Here is a 19,421-nt window from a genome sequence, read left to right as displayed (position 1 = left end):
CCGGTCTCCCTCACTGCGCCTCGATGCCGGCCTGCTTGACCAGTTGTCCCCAGCGGGCCATCTGGTCCTTCACATAGGTGGCGAACTCGGCAGGCGTGGCCGTGGGCCAGACCTCGAAGCCGACCTGGGCCAACTGCTCCTGCACGGCCTTGTCCTTGAGGATGGCCTGCAGCTCGGTGTTCAGCCGCTCGGTGATCTCGGCGGGCATCCCGGCCGGGCCGAAGATGCCGTTCCAGGAGGTGATGTCGAAGCCCGGCAGCGTCTTGCCGATGGCCGGCACATTGGGCAGGAGGGTGGAGCCCTTGGCCGCCGTCACGGCCAGGGTTCGCACGCGGTCGGTCTTGATCGTGCCCCAGGCCGAGCCCAGGTCGGCCACGTAGACCTGGATCTGGTTGCCCATGAGGTCGGTCAGCGCCTGCGGGCTGGACTTGTAGGGCACCGAGGTGATCTGGGCGTGCGTGACGTACTTGAAGGTTTCCGAGGCCACCAGCGAGGTGCTGTTGGGCGTGCCGTAGGACAGGCGGTCGGGATTGGCCTTGGCGTAGTCGATGAGTTCCTGCACGGTCTTGGCCGGAACGGAGGGGTGGACCAGCAGCGCAAACGGCAGCTCGCCCACGCGCGCCACGGGCGTGAAATCCTTGACGGGGTCGTACTTCAGGCCCTTGACCAGCCAGGGGTTGGCCGAGTGCGAGGTGTTGGTGGTCATGAACAGCGTGTAGCCGTCCGGCTTGGCCTTGGCCACATGGTTGGCGGCAATCTGGGCATTGGCGCCGGCCTTGTTGTCCACGATCACGGGCTGCCTGAGCCGCTCGCCCAGCCGGGTGGCCACCAGGCGCGCCACGGCGTCCGTGCCGCTGCCGGCCGCGAACGGCACGACCAGGGTGATGGGATTGGAGGGGTAACCACCCTGCGCCGACACGGGCGCGGCCACGGCCGCAATGGTGCTGATAGCGCCAAGGGCCAGGGCCCTGCGCAACGGGGAATGCTTCATTTGCTTGTCTCCTGTTTTCTATCCTGTTTCCTATGGAAAGCGGCGCTGTGTATCCAGCGCTCGCCGCCATGGTGCGGGCGTCAATGATTCAAGTCCAATTCTTTAAAACCAAGCAAGGATTCGATTTATGAATCATTGAAACCTGCGTCAGGCTCCATGTCCCGCCTCTTGCGCAAGGACTGCATCGGTGCGAGGCTGGCAGCCCTGCACGACACCATGCCAAGGAGTTCCGCATGTCACACACCGTCCACACCATCCGGCTTCATCGCGTCCTCAAGGCGCCGCCGCAGCGCGTGTACCAGGCCTTCACCACGGCCGCTGCCCTGGCCAAATGGCTGCCGCCCCACGGCTACATCTGCGAGGTGCCCGAGTTCGACGCCCGGGTCGGCGGACGCTACCGCATGGCCTTCGTCAATCTGTCCACGGGCGGGCGCAGCGGCTTCGGCGGGGAGTTCCTGGACCTGGAGCCTGGCCGGTTGGTGCGCCATACCGACCGCTTCGACGACCCGCAACTGCCCGGCGAGATGATCACCACCATCACGCTGCGCGAGGTGTTCTGCGGCACTGAAATGGATGTGACCCAGGAAGGCGTGCCCGCCGTCATTCCCGCCGAGGCCTGTCACCTGGGCTGGCAGGAATCGCTGCAGTTGCTGACTCTGCTGGTGGAGGCCAGCGTGCCGGGCTGAGACCCTGCACAAGCCCCTGCTGTCACACAGCTGCGGTTGATGGATTGCCGTGCTTCGGAGGACAATGGCAGTATTGCCCGCCAACGCCCGGAGGTCCGCCATGGCCACCCCCTTTGCACTGACCGCTCAAGCCATCGATGTCCTGCCGTTTGGTGCGCGGCTGGCGGGCGCCCGGACCTGCGCCCTGTTCAAGTCCCAGGACATGGAAGTCATCCGCGTGGTGCTGCGCGCCAGCCAGTCGCTGCCGCCGCACAAGGTGCCTGGCAGCGTCAGCCTGCACTGCCTGGAAGGCGAGCTGGAGGTGATGCTCGGCGAAAGCCGCCAGTCCCTGCAGGCCGGCCAGCTGATGCACCTGCCGGCCAACATGGCGCATGCGGTACGCGCCATCGAAGACACCTCTGCTCTGGTCACCATCGTTCTGTGTGACGCGTCCTGACGCTCGCCACTTCAGCGCATTCAGCCCACCCAGCACCTCAGCGCACCGGCAGGAACTGCATGAACGGCCCCGCCACCAGTCCCTGCCCGTAGCCGATGAGGGAGCGCCTGTAGCGCTCGGTGGTGTAGTTGGCGATCAGGTCCAGCCGGCCGATGATCTTGCCCATCTCGCGCTCGAAGCTCAGGTTGCGCGCGTCGTCGCCCAGGTGGTTGGACAGCAGCAGCGGCCCGCCCGCTGCGTTGCGCCGTGAGTTGAGAATCCAGTTGGCCACTTCCACGTTGCGTGCGGCGTTGTAGATCAGCTGCGGGTCCAGCCCATGGACCAGGGTGAAGCTGGTGCGCCCGCCGTGGGCGGTGATGATGGTGTCGGCCAGCGCATGGACGAAGGCGGCCACGCGGTCGCCCTTGAAGTCGGGCTGTAGCGCCAGCGAGAGCGCGGCCACGTCCTGGGCACCGTGCAGGTCGGCCCAGGGCTGGCGCTCGGTGATGGCGATGCGCACGTAGGCGGATGCGGCCTCGCGGCTTTCGGCGGTTTTCTTCCACTCGGCCGGGTTGCGCAGGTAGAGCTTGTCCATGATGCGCATCAGGCTGTCCAGGTTCTCCTTCATGGCCAGGGTGGCCATGCGGTTGCTGTCGGACTGCACGATTTCGCTGGGCTCGAACGAGGCGCCCTCCACCTTGCCGCGCGGCGCGGGCGTGTCGGCACAGCCCGCTGTCAGCAGCAGCGCCAGCACCGGCGCCAGGCGGCGCGCCGCGCCGCCTCCCGGTCGGGGCCGGCTGTCGTTCACCCCGGCTCTGCGGCCGGCCTCCCGTGGCAAGACAAGCTCAATAGTCATCCCGGAACGATAGCAGCGCACTACCGGGGCGCCGAGGCCCGATGCCCTGTCTTACATGCCCTGGCGCCGGCAGCGTCAACCTCCCGTCAGGCAGTGCTGCTGCACCATCCGGTCATCCACCACCGCCCCGGTGCTGCGCCAGCAGGTGGCCAAGAATCTTCCAGGTCTGGGGCTGTTCCACCATGGGCACGGGAATGCGCAGCATGCTGCCCGCGGCCTGCCTGGGCGAAAACAGCAGGCCCGGTGCCAGCAGCAGGCCCTGCGGCGCGGCATGGCGGGCCAGCACCTCCGAGTCCACGCCGCAATCCACCCAGGCGAACATGCCGGCCTGCGGCTCGTGCGGCGCGCGGCAGTCCAGGGCTTCGAGCATGCGCAGGCAGCGGTTGCGCGCGCGGTCCACGCGCTCGCGCAGGCGGTCCACATGCTTGCGGTACTGGCCATCGGCCAGCACGCGGTGCACCACCTGCTCGCCCGGAAGCGCCGTGGTCAGCCCGCCCAGCAGCTTGAGGTCGGTCAGCCGCCGTATCAGGTCGGTGTGCGCCGCGACATAGCCCACGCGCAGGCTGCCGGCCAGGGTCTTGGAGTAGCCGCCCACCAGCAGCACGCGCTGCAGCCGGTCCATGGCGGCCAGGCGCACGGGCACGCCGGGCAGGAAGTCGGAGTAGGTGTCGTCCTCGGCCAGGTAGAAGTCGTGGCGCTCGGCAATGCGCAGCACCTCGTGGGCCACGCCGGCCGACAGGGTCTGGCCCGTGGGGTTGTGCACGGCCGTGTTCAGGATGAAAAGCCGGGGCTGGTGCTGGCGGGCCAGCCGCTCCAGCGCCTCCACGTCGGGGCCGCCGGGCAGGCGGGGCACGCCGACCACGTTCACGCCCAGGGCGTTGAGCCGGCCGAAGATGAGGAACCAGCCCGGGTCTTCCACCAGCACCGTATCGCCGGGCCGCACCAGGCTGCGCACGATCAGGTCCAGGCCCTGGGTGACGCCGGCCACGGTCATCAGGTGGGCCTCGGGGTGGGCGGGCACGTCCTGGGCCTGCAGCACCGAGGCGATCTGCTGGCGCAGCGGCAGATAGCCCTGGGGCACGCCATAGGTCAGCAGGCTAGTGCCCGTGCTGCGGCCGACGGCGCGCAGGGCCGAGGCCAGCATCTCCTGGTCCAGCCATTCCGGCGGCAGCATGCCGGCGTCGCCCGAATGCTCCGTGCCTTCGCGGAACATGCTGCGCAACAGAAAGGCGGTATCGAAGGCTGCGCCCTGCTCCAGCGTGGGCAGGCCCTGGCTGGCGCGCGGCACGGCCTGGGCCGCGCGCCGGGCGCTGACGAAGACGCCCGAGCCGCGCCGCGAATGCACCAGGCCCTGGGCGGCCAGCCGGTCGTAGGCCTGGACCACGGTATCGCGGCTGACGCCGGCCTGCTGCGCCAGCGCGCGCACCGAGGGCAGCCGCGAGCCCGCGCGCAGGCCATGGTGGCGGATGAGGCTGCCGTAGTGGTCCACGAGCTGCTCGACCAGCGAGAGATCGGAGGAGCGCAGCGGACGCCAGGGCGCAGCGGCCTGGAAAGCCGTAGCGGAGGATGCACTCGATGTCTGCGGTGTCTGCTGTGCCTGCGCTTGCTTCGGCGTGGCTGCGGGATCAAGTGTCAGGGTCATGTGGGCAGGCCAGTTGGCAAATTGTTCTGGCAAAGTGTACTGCTACTGTACCGAACACTGCCATTAGCATGGCCTGACGGCGCCGCGGCCTGCGGCATGCGCAGACAGGGCGCCGGATGCCCTGTCATGCCTGTTGCCACCATGCCCTTCGATACCGCCCACACCTCGTTCCTGCTGCCACTGGCCATGTTCTCCTTCGTCAGCTCCGTCACGCCCGGCCCCAACAATGTGATGTTGACGGCCTCGGGCGCCACCTTCGGCTATCGCCGCACGGTGCCCCACATGCTGGGCATCACCGTGGGCGTGGTGGTCATGGTGCTGCTGGTGGGCGCGGGCCTGGGCGCGGTTTTCGAGCGCCTGCCGGTGATCTACACCGCGCTCAAGTACCTGGGCGCGGCCTATCTGGTCTGGCTGGCCTGGAAGATCGCGGGCAGCGGCGGCATCGACGGCGGCAACGCGGGTGCCCGGCCCTTCGGGTTCTGGCAGGCGGCGGCCTTCCAGTGGGTCAACCCCAAGGCCTGGATCATGGCCATCGGCGTGATTGCCACCTACACGCCGCGCGAGGATTTCTTCATCAACCTGGTGCTGGCCGCCCTGGTGCTGGGCATCGTGAACTATCCCAGCGTCAGCGTCTGGACGCTGTTCGGCAGCGCCGTGGGGCGCGCGCTGCGCTCGCCGCAGGCACTGCGCCGCTTCAACTGGTGCATGGCGGCCCTGCTGCTGCTGTCGCTGTATCCGGTGCTGGCCGACTCACACGGCTGATTCAAACGCCTGATTCACGCGGCTGCTTCATGCGGCCGATGCCCCATCCAGCGCCAGTATCTGGCGCGCCAGCGCGGTGATGCCGGCCTCGCTGAGGTCGTCGGCCTGCACCCTGCGGCGCGTGCGCCACTGCGTGAAATGCCGCTCCTGCGAGCGCTCGTAGTGCGGGTCGTAGTGCTGGGCCATGAGCTCGGAGAAAAGCGGCGAGAGGCTGCGCTCATGCGCCCAGGCCTGCCAGCGCGAGATGGTCTCCTTGCCCTGCAGCTCCTTGAGCCAGCCCAGCTTGTCGGCCAGCATCTGCGGATCGTCGCCCAGGTAGGCGTAGTCGCGCAGCAGGTAGGCCAGGCGCGCCTCGGGCGTGGCATCGAGCGCAATCACGGGCGACTGGCGCATGTGCTCGACCAGCACCAGCGGCAGGGACACGCGCCCGATCTTGGCGCTCTCGCCTTCCACGTACACGGTGCGTGCGGTGTCGAAACTCTCCAGTTGCTGGGCCAGCAGCGTCTCGAAGTATTTCTGGCTGGGCTGCTCCACGCCGGGCAGGTTGCCCAGCAAGGAGCCCTTGTGGCTGGCATAGCCCTCCAGGTCCAGCACCTGCTCGCCGGCCTCGGCCAGGGCATGCAGCACGCGGGTCTTGGCGCTGCCGGTGGCGCCGCACAGCACCTGCAGGCGCAGCTGGGGCACCAGGCGGTCGATCAGCTCGATCACATGGCCGCGATAGGACTTGTAGCCGTTGGCCAGTTGCTGGGCATCCCAGCCGACCAGGCGCAGCCAGGTGACCATGGAACCACTGCGCAGGCCACCGCGCCAGCAGTAGACCAGCGGCTTCCAGTTGGCCGGTTTGTCGGCGAAGGTTTCCTGCAGATGGCGCGCCAGGTTGGCCGAGACCATGGCCGCGCCCAGGCGTTTGGCCTCGAAGGGGCTGACCTGCTTGTAGATGGTGCCGATCCGGGCGCGCTCCTCGTTGTCGAGCACGGGGCAGTTGATGGCACCGGGAATGTGGTCCTGCGCGAATTCGGCAGGCGAACGGGCGTCGATCAGGGTGTCGAAGTGGTGACGGTCGGCGATGCGGATGGGCTGGCGGTGGGACACGGGCAAACGGTGATCTGGCGATCATGCGGGAGGCAGAAACAACCGGCGCCATGGCCTCTGGGGCTCATGGGCCGGCACCGGAACCAGGAAAGTGGATCGAGCCTCGACACGCACCGGCCCGCCCCGCTTCGCGCCCTGCTTGCGCGAGCCGGGCATGCGGCCGACCTTGGAAGCGGGGATTCTCGCACGCCCGCCGTGCCCGCGCACGGCTGTCAGGGCAAGGCTGTCAACGCAAGGCAGCGGCGACCAGGCCCTGCACGGCCGCCACGCGCTGCACCTGCTGGGGGCTGTCGTAGTTGCCCATGAAGACGGCATACACCAGCGAATGCTGGGGCACGATCACCAGCCGCTGGCCTCCCAGGCCGATGGCCATGTAGTACGCCAGGCCGGCGCGGGTCTGCCCCACGTACCAGTGGTGGCCGTAGCGCAGGCCGGGCCAGGCGTCCACGCGCGGCTGCATGGATTGCACAATCCAATGCCGGGCCACCAGCGCCCGGCCTTGCCATTCGCCCTGCTGCAGCACCAGCTGGCCGATGCGGGCCAGGTCCCGCGCCCGCAGGCGCAGGCCGGAGGCGGCGGCCGCCTCGCCGTTGGTGCCAGGCGTCCACTCGGCCTTGTCGATGCCCAGCGGAGCAAACAGCTTGTGCCGCGCATAGTCCAGCAGCGGCATGCCGCTGCCCTGCGCGATCAGATGGCCCAGCAGTGCCGTCGCCCCGCCGCTGTAGCACCAGCGTTCGCCGGGCGGGGCGACGACGGGCTGCTCCAGCACGTAGCGGTAGCGGTCGCTGCTGCGCTCCATGGCGATTTCGCTGTTGCGCGGGTCGGAATACGGAAGGTCCTCGTCCCATTGCAGGCCCATGGTCATGCCCAGGGCATGGGAGATGAGGATGGCGCGCCGGCGCCCATCAGCCGCCAGATCGCCGTAGGCGGGAAAAGCCTGGACAAGGGGCGTGTCCAGCGCGGGCACCTTGCCCTCGGCCAAGGCCATGCCGTACAGCAGGCCGACGATGCTCTTGCTGACCGAGCGCACATCGTGCAGGGAGTCGGCGTTGAAGGCCACCTTGCCCAGCGGCTCCCCCCAGCGTTCGTCCTCGCCCTCGAAATAGCGCTCCAGCGCCAGCCGGCCGTGGCGCATCACGACGACAGCGTGCAGGTTCGCCAGTTCTCCGCTCTGCACGCCCTGGTCCAGGCGTTCGCCCAGGTCCTCGGCCAGGCCGGTGCCGGTGCCGGTGCCGGTGGAAAATGCACCGCCCTGCCCCACGCTGGCACAGGCCGTGCAGCCCAGCGTCGCCAGGGCTGCGCCCGTCTGCAGCCACCTGCGCCTGTCGGTGCGAAAGCCGTTGTTTGTCATGTCCCTCTCCCTTGCTTAGCTAGTTAGCTACTTAGTTGCTTACGTACTTACTGCCTGGGCGAAGACCCGCTGCCGCGCGGATGGATCAGCATGCGGTCGCCGCGTATTTCCACATCGAACTGGCGCAGGAAGTTCTGGCCCAGCAGCGCATCCCTGTCCGTGCTGCCCGTATAGCCCGTACCCACGCGCAGGCCGCTGACCACCAGGGAGGCCACGCGCACCTGATCGGCCACCACCATGCGGCCGTCGCGCTCGCCATTGGCGGTGCGAAAGCGAACCGGCTCGCCGCCGTCCAGGCCTGCGCGCTCGGCCAGCGGCTCGGTCACGCCGACCATGCTGGCGCCCGTGTCCACCAGGAACATGACGGGCTGCCCGTTGACGGCCCCTTCCACGCGGAAATGCCCGTCACGGTCACGCGCAATGGCCACCGTGCCATCAGCCTGGACCTTGACGCCGGCCGGCTTCAGGTACATCTGCATGGCCCAGTACAGCACTCCCATGACCAGCAGCCAGAACAGCAGAAAACCCAGCATGCCGCGCCGGGCGACGGACTGGACGCTGGGCTCGGCGGCCGGTGCAGAGGAAGCGGACGGGTCGGACGGATCGGACGGAGGCGGCGTGGACTTGAGGCGCATGGCAATGCAGACGGGATCGGCGATGGCAGCACGGTGGCTGCACGGCGGCAGTCGCCCATTCTGCCTGCGGCCCTGCCCAGTCACGGGCAAGCCAATAGCCGCTACAGTGGGCGCCTTCATCACAGCCCGCTCCTGCCATGACCACGACCGCGCAGCCGCCCTTTGTCCTTCACTACATCTTCGACCCGCTGTGCGGCTGGTGCTATGCCGCCGCGCCCCTGGTCAAGGCCGCGCGCAGCGTGCCCGGCGTCACGCTGCAATGGCATGGCGGCGGCATGCTCACGGGCGCCCACACCCGCACCATCACGGCCGACTGGCGCGGCCATGTGATGCCGCACGACCAGCGCATTGCCGAGATGACGGGCCAGCCGTTCGGCCCTGCCTACTTCGATGGCCTGCTCAACGACCTGGGCGCCGTGCTGGACTCCGAGCCGCCCACCACGGCCCTGCTGGCCGCCGAGGAACTGGCGGGCCGGGGCCTGGACATGCTGGCGCGCCAGCAGCAGGCCCACTACGTGGAAGGCCGCCGCATCAGCGACCCCGCCGTGCTGCAGGAACTGGCCCGTGACCTGGAACTGGACGGCGAGGCCTTTGCCCAGGCCTTCCAGCGCTTGTCCGGCGCTGCCACCCAGGCGCATATCACCCAGGCGCGCGAATGGCTGAACCTGGCACAGGGCCAGGGTTTCCCGACCTTCGCGCTGGAGTTCGACCACCCCGAGGCCGAGCAGCCGGGCCAGCGCGCCATCCAGCGCATCGACATCGGTCCCTGGCTGGGAGATGCACAGGGCTGGGCAACGCAGCTGGGCGAGTGGGTGCAGCAGGTGGCGGCCATCACCGCCGGCGAGCAGACCGCGCCCCAAGGCGAGGACTGCGGGCCCGATGGCTGTGCGCTGCCCAAGAGCTGACCCGTCAACGCCCGTCAAAGAAAAACCGCGCCCTGGCGCGGTTTTTTCATGGAGCGCGGGCGCCCGTCAATCCATCTTGGAGATCATCACCTCGCCAAAGCCGGAGCACGACACCTGGGTGGCGCCGTCCATCAGGCGGGCGAAGTCGTAGGTCACCTGCTTGCTCTGGATGGCCTTTTCCAGCGCGCTGATGACCAGATCGGCCGCCTCGCGCCAGCCCATGTGGCGCAGCATCATCTCGGCCGAGAGGATTTCGGAGCCCGGGTTCACATAGTCCTTGCCCGCGTACTTGGGGGCCGTGCCGTGCGTGGCCTCGAAGCAGGCCACGGAGTCGGACATGTTGGCGCCGGGCGCAATGCCGATGCCGCCGACCTGGGCCGCCAGCGCGTCCGAGATGTAGTCGCCGTTGAGGTTGAGCGTGGCCACCACCGAGTACTCGGCCGGGCGCAGCAGGATCTGCTGCAGGAAGGCGTCGGCAATCGAGTCCTTGATGACGATGTCGCGGCCCGTGCGCGGGTTCTTGAACTTGAGCCAGGGTCCGCCGTCGATGGGCTGGGCGCCGAACTCGCGCGCGGCCAGCGCGTAGCCCCAGTCGCGGAAGCCCCCTTCGGTGAACTTCATGATGTTGCCCTTGTGGACCAGGGTCACGCTGGGCTTGTCATTGTCGATGGCGTACTGGATGGCCTTGCGCACCAGGCGCTCCGTGCCCTCGATGGACACGGGCTTGACGCCGATGCCCGAGGTCTCGGGGAAGCGGATCTTCTTGACACCCATTTCCTTGACCAGGAAGTCGATGAGCTTCTTGGCGTTGTCGCTGCGGGCCTCGTACTCGATGCCCGCGTAGATGTCCTCGGAGTTCTCGCGGAAGATGACCATGTTGGTCTTCTCGGGCTCCTTCAGCGGCGAGGGCACGCCCTTGAAATACTGCACGGGGCGCAGGCAGACGTAGAGGTCCAGCTCCTGGCGCAGCGCCACGTTCAGCGAGCGGATGCCGCCGCCCACGGGCGTGGTCAGCGGGCCCTTGATGGAGACCACGTACTCGCGCAGGGCCTGCATGGTTTCCTCGGGCAGCCAGACATCGGGGCCGTAGATGCGCGTGGATTTCTCGCCCGCGAAGACCTCCATCCACTGGATCTTGCGCTTGCCGCCATAGGCCCTGGCCACGGCGGCATCCACCACCTTGATCATCACGGGCGTGATGTCCACGCCGGTGCCGTCGCCTTCGATGAAAGGAATGATGGGCTGGTCTGGCACGTTCAACGACATGTCGGCGTTGACAGTGATCTTCTGGCCCTCGGCCGGCACCTGGATGTGCTGGAAGCGGTTCATGGGGACGGGTCTCCGTTGGCTGGTGCACGAGGCAAGAGTGAATGCCCGGAATGGGCACAAATTTGGTGCAGAAAATTCTAACGACAATCGGGCCGCCTTCCTGTCAACGGCGATACAGTCAGTGCGTTGAGCATCTGCGGTGCATCAACAATTTCGCACCGCTGTCTGGTTCAACTTGGCTTCTACCGCTTTTCTAGGAAATGGCATATATGAAAAAACTCCTCGCTGTCCTGGTCGCCGGTTCGTTTGCCGCAGGCGCCTTTGCACAGGCCGCCGCAGCACCCGAAACGCCGATGTCGGCTCCCACGGCCGCTTCCGCAGCTGCTCCCGCTCACACAGCCAAGAAGGCCAAGGTTGCCAAGAGCGGCAAGCATTCCGGCAAGAAGCACGCCAAGCGTTCCACCAAGAAGGCACACAAGGCCGTGGCCTGATCCAGGCGCCGGGATGCCCGCTGGCATCCCCTCAAAAAAAGCCCGCAAGTCAGCAATGCACTGCGGGCTTTTTGCCGCCCGCCCGGCCATGATGGCCCGGCCGGGCCGATTTTTGCGTCCGGCCACGCGCCCCCTGCGACAGAATGTGCAAGATGACGAAGCCTTCGACACCCCTCCACACATCCCTTTCCCGCCGCGCGCTGCAGCGGTTGCTCATGGCCGCCTGCCTGGCTGGCGCCGCCGTATCGGCAGGCGCACAGCCCCAGGGCAGCCCCCAGATGAACCTGCGCCGCGTGGAGTTGACGGCCGGAATCCACCGCATCGACGCACAGGTGGCCGCATCGGACCGCGAGCGCGCCATCGGCCTGATGTTCCGCCAGGACATGCCCCAGCAGGAGGGCATGATCTTCGTCTTCGAGGTGCCTGCCGTGCAGTGCTTCTGGATGCGCAACACCCTGCTGCCGCTGACCGCCGCCTTCGTGGCCGATGACGGCACCATCGTGAACCTGGCCGACATGAAGCCCATGACCGAGGACTCGCACTGCTCGGCCAAGCCCGTGCGCTATGTGCTGGAGATGAACCAGGGCTGGTTCGCCAAGCGCGGCCTGAAGGCCGGCGTCAAGCTGGGCGGCAGCCTGTTCACGCCCGCGCCCGCCAAGCCATAATCACGGCCCATGCAAGCGCTTCGCTCCTCGTTCTGGCTCACCCGGCTGATATTGGCCTGGTTTGCCGTGACGCTGGGCGTTGCCGTGGCTTCGCCTCTGGTCCATCCCCAGGGTTTCGAGCTGGTCTGCACGGCCAGCGGCGACGTCAAGCTGGTGGCGCTGGGCGACAGCGCAGCCCCGGGCATGGGCCACCACCAGCTTGACTGCCCCATGTGCCTGCCCGCTGGTGCACCGCCGCCGGCCCTGCCGCAGATGGCCGTGCCCCACCAGCAGCCGCTGGCCCACGCGCTGCTGCCGCTGGTGGCGGCGCACATTGCCTCCGTCACACGCGCGCCGCTGCCGGCGCGCGGCCCTCCTCCGCTGACTGCCGTGTTCTCTTGAATCGCCGCCGGGCCTGCTGATGCGCGCCCGGCCCGCCTGCGCCGCATGCGCGGCGCAAGACCCGGAGTCAGTTCGTGAATTCCTTCCCCTTCCCCGCGATGGCAGCGCCTCTGCGCCTGCCTGCACCCCTCTTTCGCCCCCATCCCCTGGCCGTAGCGCTGTGCTGCGCGCTGGGCACGGCCTGGACGCCTGGCGTGCAAGCGCAAGCGCAGGCACAGGCCGATATCCCGCTGGCCCCCGTCGAGGTCTCCGACCAGGCCACGGCCGATGCCAACGGCCTGCTGCCGCTGAACAAGACCGTGGGCACGGCCAGCCGCCTGGGCCTGACGGCGCGCGAGACGCCGGCCTCGGTGCACATCGTGGACCGCGCAGCCATCGAGGCGCGTGGCGCCCAGGACACGCAGGAGATCCTGCGCTCCATTCCGGGCGTCACGGCCTACAGCCCGCCCGGCAACATCGGCATCAGCTACCGGGGCTTCGGCACGGGGTCGGTCAGCCAGCTGTTCAACGGCATCAACCTGCAGTACTCCATTGCGGCCCGGCCCGTGGACAGCTGGATCTACGACCGGGTGGAGGCCGTGGGCGGCGCCTCCGGCTTTCTCTATGGCGCAGGCGGCGTGGGCGGCACGCTGAACTACATCACCAAGCTGGCCCAGCGCGACAGCTTCACCGAAGGCCAGCTGCGCCTGGGCAGCTACGGGTTGAAGGAAGCCTCCGTCGGGCTGAACCGCCGCCTGGGCGATGCCACTGACAGCCAGGGCACGACCCATTACCTGCGCCTGGACCTCAACCACCGCGACGCCGGCAGCTGGGTGGGCGGCACGCAGTCGCGCTCCACGCAGCTGGCGACCTCGCTGCTGTCCGACCTGGGTGGCGGCCTGACGCACACCCTTGCCTACGAGGCCCAGCATGAGCGCGTGGACCGCCCCTACTGGGGCACGCCGCTGCTCAACCCGCTGCGCGGCCAGGCGCGCATTGACGAGGCGACCCTAGGCAAGAACTACAACAGCGCCGACGGCCTGTATGCCCAGCGCGTGCAGTGGCTGCGCTCCATCACCGAATGGCGGGCCAGCGACCGGCTCAAGCTGAGCAACACCTTCTACGCCTATGACGCGCTGCGCGACTACCGCAACGTGGAGACCTACCGCTTCACGCCCGACAACACCGCGGTGGTGCGCTCGGCGGCGCTGCTCCAGCGCCATGACCAGCGCATGGTGGGTGACCGCATCGAAGGCAGCTACCTGGGCGAGCTGGCCGGCCGGCGCAGCGAATGGGCTTTTGGGCTGGATGTGAGCGTGAACCGGCAGACACGCTTTCCGAACAGCCTGTCGGGCACGGTGAGCACGGTCAATCCCTACGATTTCACGACAGAGAACTTCTACGACATTCCCGGCATGGCGCCCGGCTTCAGGCCCGACCGCGACAACAAGGTCACCACCACCGCGCTCTACCTGGAAAACCGCACGGCCCTCACTCCTGCCCTGCACCTGCTGACGGCGCTGCGCCATGAACGCATCGAGGTGGACCTGACCAACCGGCGCGATGTGACGCCCGCGCTGCCCGCAAGCTACAGCCGCAGCTATAGCCCGACGACCGGGCGCGTGGGCCTGGTCTGGGATGCCACGCCCGAGGCCAATCTCTACGCCCAGTTCTCCACGGCGGCCGATCCGCCGTCGGGCATGCTGATGGGCGCCTCGTTTGCCGATGCCATCAACAACACGGGGCTGACAACGGGCCGCCAGGTGGAGGCGGGCAGCAAGCTGTCGTTCTGGCAGGGCAAGGGAACGGCGGCGCTGGCGGTCTATCGCATCACGCGCCGCAACATCTCCACCCAGGACCCGCAGGACAGCACGCGCACGGTGCTGGTGGGCCAGCAGTCCTCGCGCGGGGTGGAGCTGTCCATGGGCCTGGCGCCCACGCCGCGATGGTCCATCCAGGGCAACTGGAGCCATGTAGACGCGCGCTATGACAACTACCAGCAAGGCGGCGTGTCCCTGGCGGGCAAGCGACCCACGAACACGCCCGCCAGCGTGCTCAACCTCTGGACCAGCTACCGCATCACGCCGGCGCTGGAGGTCAATGCCGGGCTGCGCCGCGTGGGAGGCATCTATGCCGATGCGGCCAACACGCTGTCCTGGCCCGCCTACACCCTGCTGGACCTGGGCCTGAGCTACCGCATCGACCCGCGCATGACCGTGGTTGCACGGCTGCGCAATGCCACGGACCGCGTCTACGCCGCCAGCCTGACCAGCACCATGGCCTACCTGGGCGCGCCGCGCACGGCAGACATTTCGCTGCGCGTGGCCTTCTGAGCAGGAGACGCACCATGCGCCTTCACCTCAAACGCTGGCTGTTCCTGCTGCACCGCTGGCTGGGCATTGCCGTGTGCCTGTTCTTTGCGCTGTGGTTTGTCTCGGGCATGGTGATGATGTACGTGGGCTACCCCAAGCTCACCGAAGCCGAGCGGCTGCGCCACCTGCCCCCGCTCGATGGCAACGCCGCCCTGCTCGCGCCCGCCGAGGCGCTGCGCGCGGCCGGCTTCGACGGCCCGCTCAAGGATCTGCGCCTGCATGCCGGCAGCGCCGGCCGTGCCAGCTACCTGGCCACGCCCGAGGGGCGGCGCCAGCCCGTGGCCATCGATGCGGCCAGCGGCCAGGTGCTGCCCGCCACCAGCGAGGCGCAGGCCCTGGCCAGTGCGCGCGCCTTCGCGGGGGACGGCACGGGCCTGCACTACCTGGGCACGGTGGATGAGGATGCCTTCAGCCACTCGCGCGCGCTGGACATCCACCGCCCCCTGCACCGCGTGCAGATGGACGATGCCCAGGGCACGCTGCTGTACATCTCCGGCCGCACGGCCGAGGTGGTGCGCGATGCCACGCGCACCGAGCGCGGCTGGAACTACCTGGGCGCCTGGCTGCACTGGCTGTACATGTTCCGGGGCAATGCCTTTGACGGCGCCTGGGCCGACATCGTCAACGTGCTGTCGCTGGTCGGCATTGCCGTGGCCATCACCGGCACCGTGGTCGGGGTGATGCGCTGGCGGTTCAGGCAGCCCTACCGCAGCGGCAGGCGCACGCCGTACCCGGGCCGCGCCATGCGCTGGCACCATGTGGCGGGCCTGCTGTTCGCGCTGACCACGCTGGCCTGGATCTTCAGCGGCCTGATGTCCATGAACCCCTGGCGCCTGTTCGACACAGGCACGCCGCCACTGCACATGGCCCGGTGGCAGCAAGGCCCGCTGCGCCTGACCGGGGACGACGCCACGCCGCAGTCGCTGATTGCCGCAGCGGGCGGCCCCGTGCGCGAACTGCGCTGGCTGCGCACCGCAGGCCGCACCGAGGTGCTGGCCCAGCCCGCAGCCGGTACGCCCCTGGTGCTGGACAGCGCCAGCGCCGCGCCCGTGGCCCACTCGCGCGACGCCCTGCTGGCGCGCGCGGCCCTGCTGATCGACGCACCCGTGCTGCGCAGCGAATGGCTGGCCGCGCACGACCTGTACTGGTACGAGCGCGCCGAGCACACCATGATGGGCGGCCATGACAAGCCCCTGCCCGTGCTGCGCGTGGTCTTTGGCGATGCCGCGGCCAGCTGGGTGCACATCGACCCGCACACGGGCCAGGTGCTGGGCCGGCTGGACGGCACCCAGCGCCTCAAGCGCTGGCTGTTCGCCATGCTGCACAGCTGGGACTGGCTGCCGCTGCTGCAGCGCCGGCCGCTGTGGGATGGGCTGCTGCTGGCCTTCAGCCTGGGCGGCCTGCTGATGAGCGCCACGGGCGTGCTCATAGGCGTGCGCAGGCTGCGCCGCAGGCGCAGTCATCGCGCACAGGCATCTGCTTGCCTGGAGGTGCAGCCACATGGTTAGCTGCCATACTGTATGCTTGCCGCATGCAACTCGAACAGAAATACCAGGCCCTGCTGGCCGAGGCCGAGCGCCGCAAGCTGGACGATGTGGACAGCATGCGGCTGTGCTTCCAGACCCTGTCGCTGGCTGCACGCATCGACCGTGACTGCGCCGCGCTGCTGGCGCCCCATGGCCTGTCCGAAGGGCGCTTCGTGCTGCTGTTCCTGCTGGAATCCGCCAGCGAAGGGCTGGCCCCCAACCACCTGGCCGAGCAGGCCGGCATCACCCGCGCCACCGTGACCGGCCTGCTGGACGGCCTGGAACGCGAGGCCCTGGCCGAGCGCCTGCCCGACCCGGCCGACCGCCGCGCGCTGCGCGTGCAGCTCACCGCCAAGGGGCGCCAGCTGGCGCGCAAGCTGTTTGCCCGGCACAGCCAATGGATCGCCGGCCTGTTTTCCAACCTGTCGCCCGCCGAACGCGGCCAATTGGGAAAGCTGCTGGCCAAGGCCGCCGCAGGCGTGGAGGCCAGCGCATGAAGGCGCCCGCCCCCCGGCGCAAGGGCGCCAACCGCAAGGTCGATATCACTCCCGAACTGCTGCAGGCCCTGTCCCTGGGCGAGATCGAGACCGCCACGCTGACCGAAAGCCTGGCCGTGGACCAGGCCCGGCTGCTGCAGGCCGTCTTCCCCGACGCGTGGCCGCAGCTGGAGGACACGGCGCAGGCGCTGGGCCAGCTGGGCATTCTCAAGCGCATGGAGTGCATTGGTGGCCTGCTGTGGCAGGCGCTGGGCCAGGCCGGCTGGCAGCGCTGCCTCACGCACCGATCTGACACGGTGCGCGGCTGGGCCTGCTTCATGGCCGGTGCGCAGCCGGGCCTGACCCTGAGCCAGCGCCTGGAGCTGCTGCAGCCGCTGGCCGATGACCCGCATTTCGGCGTGCGCGAATGGTCGTGGATGGGCGTGCGCCCGCATCTGGCCAGCGACCTGCCGCAGGCCGTGGCCGAGTTGTCCCGGTGGACAAGGCGGCCCTCCGACCGCCTGCGCCGTTTCGCCAGCGAGGCCCTGCGGCCGCGCGGCGTCTGGTGCAGCCATATCGCGGCGCTCAAGCAGCAGCCGGAGATCGCCCTGCCCCTTTTGCGGCGGCTGCGCGCCGATGCCTCGCCCTATGTGCAGGACTCGGTGGCCAACTGGCTCAACGACGCGGCCAAGAGCCGGCCCGACTGGGTGCGCGCCCTGTGCGCGCAATGGCTCGAGGAATCGCCCGTGCCCGCCACGCGCCGCATCTGCGAGCGTGCGCAGCGCAGCCTCAAGGAGAGCTAGCCTCCTGCCGGCCCGCCAGCCGTTCGCAGTCGGGCTTGATGCAGCGCCCGTAGAGGATGTGGGAGTGCTCCACGATGGCAAAGCCATGCGAGCGCGCCAGCAGCTTCTGGCGCTGCTCGATCACCGCATCGTGGAACTCCTGCACCAGGCCGCAGCGCGTGCAGATCAGGTGGTCATGGTGCTCGCCGTCGTCGAGTTCATAGACCGCCTTGCCCGCCGCAAAGCGCTGCTGGCGCAGCATGCCGGCCTGCTCCAGCTGCGCCAGCACGCGGTAGACCGTGGCCAGGCTGGTGCCCCGGCCCTGGTCATGCAGCTGGCGGTAGACCTCCTCCGCCGCCAGATGCCGCTGGTCCCCGTGGCGAAAGATGTCCAGTACCCACAGTCGCGCCAGCGTGGCCTTCAGCCCCAGGTTCTTGAGGTCAGCGGAATCGGACATGCAGCCCTCCCGGCCGGTCAGAACTCATTGTGGATGGCCTTGTAGCCGCGCACCAATTCGTTGTTGGTGCGGACCACGTCCTCGGAGAAATCGCTGGCGTCGGCGGGCACCTGGGCCAGCGTGGACAGGTCGGTCTCCGGGCCTATGCGCGCAGTGGATGGCACATAAAAGCCTGGCGGCAGGTGGCATCCATCGACCACGGCGTTGTAGCGCACCACGCAGCCGTCATCGACCACGCAGTTGAACAACACGCTGTTGAAGCCGATGAACACGCCATTGCCCACGGTGCAGGGCCCGTGGACGATGGCGCGATGGGCGATCGAGGTGTGCTGCCCCACGCTGACGCGCGCGCCGGACTTGGAGTGGATCACCACCCCGTCCTGGATGTTGGAGTGCGCACCGATCACGATGGGGTCGATGTGGCCATCCGCATCCATCTCGTCGGCACGGATCACCGCATAGGGGCCGATGAAGACGTTCTCCTCCACGATCACCAGTCCGCACAGGATGGCCGTGGGGTCCACGAATGCGCTGGCATGGATGCGCGGCAGGTCGCCGCGCGGGTTCTTGCGGATCATCCCTTGCGCCTGTTTTTTGCGCCGCCCTGGCGGGCCTTGAAGCGCGGGTTGCTCTTGCAGATGACGTAGATGCGGCCGCGGCGGCGCACCACCTGGCAGTCTCGATGGCGCAGCTTGGCTTCCTTGAGGGACGAGAGCACTTGCATGGAAAACTCCTTGGGTTGTAGACAAACGGGGGCCGGCTCGCGGGTCATGCCCAGGACACGGCGTCGTGCGGATGCAGGCTCTCCATGTGGCGCACATGCACGCGCGGCTGGGCGTAGCTGCCTTCCAGCGCGGCCTGTATGCGGCGCGCCGCATCCTCGACAAACATCAGGTTGCGGCCGTTGAGCGCGGCAAAGGCCTGCTCGTCGGCGCGCTTGACGGCGGTCTGCACGGGCGTGCCCAGCGCCTGCTCCACGCGGGCGATCAGGGGCAGGATGCCCAGGTCGGGCGCATCACAGGCCAGGTCCACGCTGACCTGGGCCTCGCTGCGCTGGCTGTGTGCCGTGGCCAGCGTGCCTTGCCGGCGCAGCCAGGAAGCCACCTGGTCCGGCTCCACCAGCGGCTCGCCCGCAAAGGCCTGCAAAAATCCCTGCTCCAGCAACTGGCGCGACAGTGCCGCCGAGCAGGGGCAGGTCGAGGAATAGCCCACGCCCACCTGCAGCCGCAGCTGGAACACGCCCTGCGCCAGCGTGGCGTCCAGGCGCACGGGATAGGACTTCCAGCCCGACAGATCGTGGGTGACCAGGGCGGGCCGCTGGGTCAGCAGGTCCAGCGACAGGCGCAGCCGGGCGCTGCGGCTTTGGCAGTCCAGGTGGCTGTCGATCATGGCCTGCAGCGCATGGCGCAGCGCCAGGGCAGACAGCGCGGATTCCTCGGCCAGGCTGTCCAGTTGCCGGTACAGCCGGGACATGTGTATGCCCTTGACATGGGCCGCAGGAAGATCGACCTGCACATCGGCGCGCGCATGCAGCTCGCGCCAGTAGCCGGGCTCGGCCACGGTCACGGGCAGGTCTATGCCCTGCATGCCCACCCATTGCAGCGGGCTGAGGCTGGGTGCGGGATCGGTCAGGGAAACATCGGGAAGAGGTGCAAGCATTCGGGGCTCCAGGGGCCGCGCCCGCGAGG

General features: G+C 68.6%; 22 protein-coding genes. 11 read left to right on the top strand and 11 right to left on the bottom strand.

From position 1 onward, the window contains the following. Positions 1-10 precede the first annotated feature (10 nt). Positions 11-991, bottom strand: a complete 981-nt coding sequence (locus tag ACF8LI_RS12370; protein ID WP_392412915.1) for a Bug family tripartite tricarboxylate transporter substrate binding protein — start codon at positions 989-991, stop codon at positions 11-13. Positions 992-1,224: 233 nt separating this feature from the next. Here ACF8LI_RS12370 and ACF8LI_RS12365 point away from each other — a divergent pair, with 233 nt between their 5' ends. Both ACF8LI_RS12365 and ACF8LI_RS12360 read left to right on the top strand, forming a co-directional pair. Next, complete coding sequence (locus ACF8LI_RS12365) at positions 1,225-1,677, top strand: SRPBCC family protein (protein ID WP_012205499.1); 453 nt, start codon at positions 1,225-1,227, stop codon at positions 1,675-1,677. 100 nt (positions 1,678-1,777) lie between these two features. Beyond that, complete coding sequence (locus ACF8LI_RS12360) at positions 1,778-2,113, top strand: cupin domain-containing protein (RefSeq protein ID WP_063326208.1); 336 nt, start codon at positions 1,778-1,780, stop codon at positions 2,111-2,113. A 37-nt stretch (positions 2,114-2,150) separates the two neighbouring features. Here ACF8LI_RS12360 and ACF8LI_RS12355 read toward each other — a convergent pair whose 3' ends face one another. Both ACF8LI_RS12355 and ACF8LI_RS12350 read right to left on the bottom strand, forming a co-directional pair. Continuing rightward, on the bottom strand, positions 2,151-2,948 hold the full coding sequence (locus tag ACF8LI_RS12355) for a hypothetical protein (protein WP_392412912.1): 798 nt from the start codon (positions 2,946-2,948) through the stop codon (positions 2,151-2,153). Between the two features lie 112 nt (positions 2,949-3,060). After that, the gene (locus ACF8LI_RS12350; RefSeq protein ID WP_016445978.1) at positions 3,061-4,590 is read right to left on the bottom strand and encodes a PLP-dependent aminotransferase family protein; all 1,530 of its coding nucleotides are present in this window, start codon (positions 4,588-4,590) and stop codon (positions 3,061-3,063) included. 126 nt (positions 4,591-4,716) lie between these two features. On the opposite strand from ACF8LI_RS12350, the gene ACF8LI_RS12345 reads away from it, so the two are divergent. Further along, on the top strand, positions 4,717-5,352 hold the full coding sequence (locus tag ACF8LI_RS12345) for a LysE family translocator (protein ID WP_016445977.1): 636 nt from the start codon (positions 4,717-4,719) through the stop codon (positions 5,350-5,352). A gap of 27 nt (positions 5,353-5,379) precedes the next feature. On the opposite strand, the gene mnmH is transcribed toward ACF8LI_RS12345, so the two are convergent. The 3 genes from mnmH to ACF8LI_RS12330 all read right to left on the bottom strand — a co-directional run bounded on the left by mnmH (position 5,380) and on the right by ACF8LI_RS12330 (position 8,430). Beyond that, positions 5,380-6,444 carry a tRNA 2-selenouridine(34) synthase MnmH gene (mnmH, locus tag ACF8LI_RS12340; protein WP_392412929.1) on the bottom strand — a complete coding sequence of 355 codons (1,065 nt, stop codon included), beginning with the start codon at positions 6,442-6,444 and terminating at the stop codon, positions 5,380-5,382. Between the two features lie 226 nt (positions 6,445-6,670). After that, a complete protein-coding gene (locus tag ACF8LI_RS12335) occupies positions 6,671-7,795 on the bottom strand; it encodes a serine hydrolase domain-containing protein (RefSeq protein ID WP_392412910.1) in 1,125 nt (374 codons plus the stop codon). Between the two features lie 47 nt (positions 7,796-7,842). Continuing rightward, entirely contained in the window at positions 7,843-8,430 is a 588-nt protein-coding gene (locus tag ACF8LI_RS12330) for a TIGR02281 family clan AA aspartic protease (RefSeq protein WP_392412908.1), read from the bottom strand. 137 nt (positions 8,431-8,567) lie between these two features. Between ACF8LI_RS12330 and ACF8LI_RS12325 the strand changes: the two genes are divergently transcribed. After that, positions 8,568-9,335, top strand: coding sequence for a DsbA family protein (locus tag ACF8LI_RS12325; protein WP_392412906.1), 768 nt, complete (start codon positions 8,568-8,570; stop codon positions 9,333-9,335). Positions 9,336-9,401: 66 nt separating this feature from the next. Here ACF8LI_RS12325 and icd read toward each other — a convergent pair whose 3' ends face one another. Further along, the gene (icd, locus tag ACF8LI_RS12320) at positions 9,402-10,664 is read right to left on the bottom strand and encodes an NADP-dependent isocitrate dehydrogenase (RefSeq protein WP_012205489.1); all 1,263 of its coding nucleotides are present in this window, start codon (positions 10,662-10,664) and stop codon (positions 9,402-9,404) included. 209 nt (positions 10,665-10,873) lie between these two features. Between icd and ACF8LI_RS12315 the strand changes: the two genes are divergently transcribed. From ACF8LI_RS12315 to ACF8LI_RS12285, 7 genes are all read left to right on the top strand, one after another. Beyond that, complete coding sequence (locus ACF8LI_RS12315) at positions 10,874-11,095, top strand: hypothetical protein (protein ID WP_016445972.1); 222 nt, start codon at positions 10,874-10,876, stop codon at positions 11,093-11,095. A 215-nt stretch (positions 11,096-11,310) separates the two neighbouring features. Further along, on the top strand, positions 11,311-11,760 hold the full coding sequence (locus ACF8LI_RS12310) for a DUF192 domain-containing protein (protein ID WP_016445971.1): 450 nt from the start codon (positions 11,311-11,313) through the stop codon (positions 11,758-11,760). Between the two features lie 9 nt (positions 11,761-11,769). Further along, entirely contained in the window at positions 11,770-12,141 is a 372-nt protein-coding gene (locus ACF8LI_RS12305) for a DUF2946 family protein (protein ID WP_013802509.1), read from the top strand. Between the two features lie 98 nt (positions 12,142-12,239). Then, positions 12,240-14,453, top strand: a complete 2,214-nt coding sequence (locus tag ACF8LI_RS12300; RefSeq protein ID WP_160854901.1) for a TonB-dependent siderophore receptor — start codon at positions 12,240-12,242, stop codon at positions 14,451-14,453. Positions 14,454-14,467: 14 nt separating this feature from the next. After that, positions 14,468-16,000 (top strand): PepSY domain-containing protein, encoded by a 1,533-nt coding sequence (locus tag ACF8LI_RS12295; RefSeq protein WP_392412904.1) that lies wholly within the window; start codon positions 14,468-14,470, stop codon positions 15,998-16,000. A 23-nt stretch (positions 16,001-16,023) separates the two neighbouring features. Next, positions 16,024-16,515 (top strand): MarR family winged helix-turn-helix transcriptional regulator, encoded by a 492-nt coding sequence (locus ACF8LI_RS12290; protein WP_012205483.1) that lies wholly within the window; start codon positions 16,024-16,026, stop codon positions 16,513-16,515. After that, positions 16,512-17,297 (top strand): DNA alkylation repair protein, encoded by a 786-nt coding sequence (locus ACF8LI_RS12285; RefSeq protein WP_392412902.1) that lies wholly within the window; start codon positions 16,512-16,514, stop codon positions 17,295-17,297. Before ACF8LI_RS12290 ends, ACF8LI_RS12285 begins: the two co-directional genes overlap by 4 nt. Here ACF8LI_RS12285 and fur read toward each other — a convergent pair. The 4 genes from fur to folE2 are packed head-to-tail and all read right to left on the bottom strand — an operon-like array spanning position 17,284 to position 19,392. Further along, positions 17,284-17,733, bottom strand: coding sequence for a ferric iron uptake transcriptional regulator (fur, locus tag ACF8LI_RS12280; protein WP_013802513.1), 450 nt, complete (start codon positions 17,731-17,733; stop codon positions 17,284-17,286). The genes ACF8LI_RS12285 and fur overlap by 14 nt on opposite strands. A gap of 17 nt (positions 17,734-17,750) precedes the next feature. After that, on the bottom strand, positions 17,751-18,311 hold the full coding sequence (locus ACF8LI_RS12275) for a hypothetical protein (RefSeq protein WP_016445965.1): 561 nt from the start codon (positions 18,309-18,311) through the stop codon (positions 17,751-17,753). Beyond that, positions 18,308-18,457 (bottom strand): type B 50S ribosomal protein L36, encoded by a 150-nt coding sequence (ykgO, locus tag ACF8LI_RS12270; protein ID WP_013802515.1) that lies wholly within the window; start codon positions 18,455-18,457, stop codon positions 18,308-18,310. The genes ACF8LI_RS12275 and ykgO overlap by 4 nt, the downstream gene beginning before the upstream one ends. Positions 18,458-18,501: 44 nt before the next feature. After that, positions 18,502-19,392: a GTP cyclohydrolase FolE2 gene (folE2, locus tag ACF8LI_RS12265; RefSeq protein ID WP_392412900.1), complete on the bottom strand. Its 891-nt coding sequence runs from the start codon at positions 19,390-19,392 to the stop codon at positions 18,502-18,504. Positions 19,393-19,421: the final 29 nt, after the last annotated feature.

The sequence above is a fragment of the Delftia sp. WSY_12 genome (assembly GCF_043104645.1).
Classification (GTDB): domain Bacteria; phylum Pseudomonadota; class Gammaproteobacteria; order Burkholderiales; family Burkholderiaceae_C; genus Comamonas; species Comamonas tsuruhatensis.
Note: the sequence above shows the minus strand (reverse complement) of the source record. Positions and strands in the feature narration are given on the sequence as shown.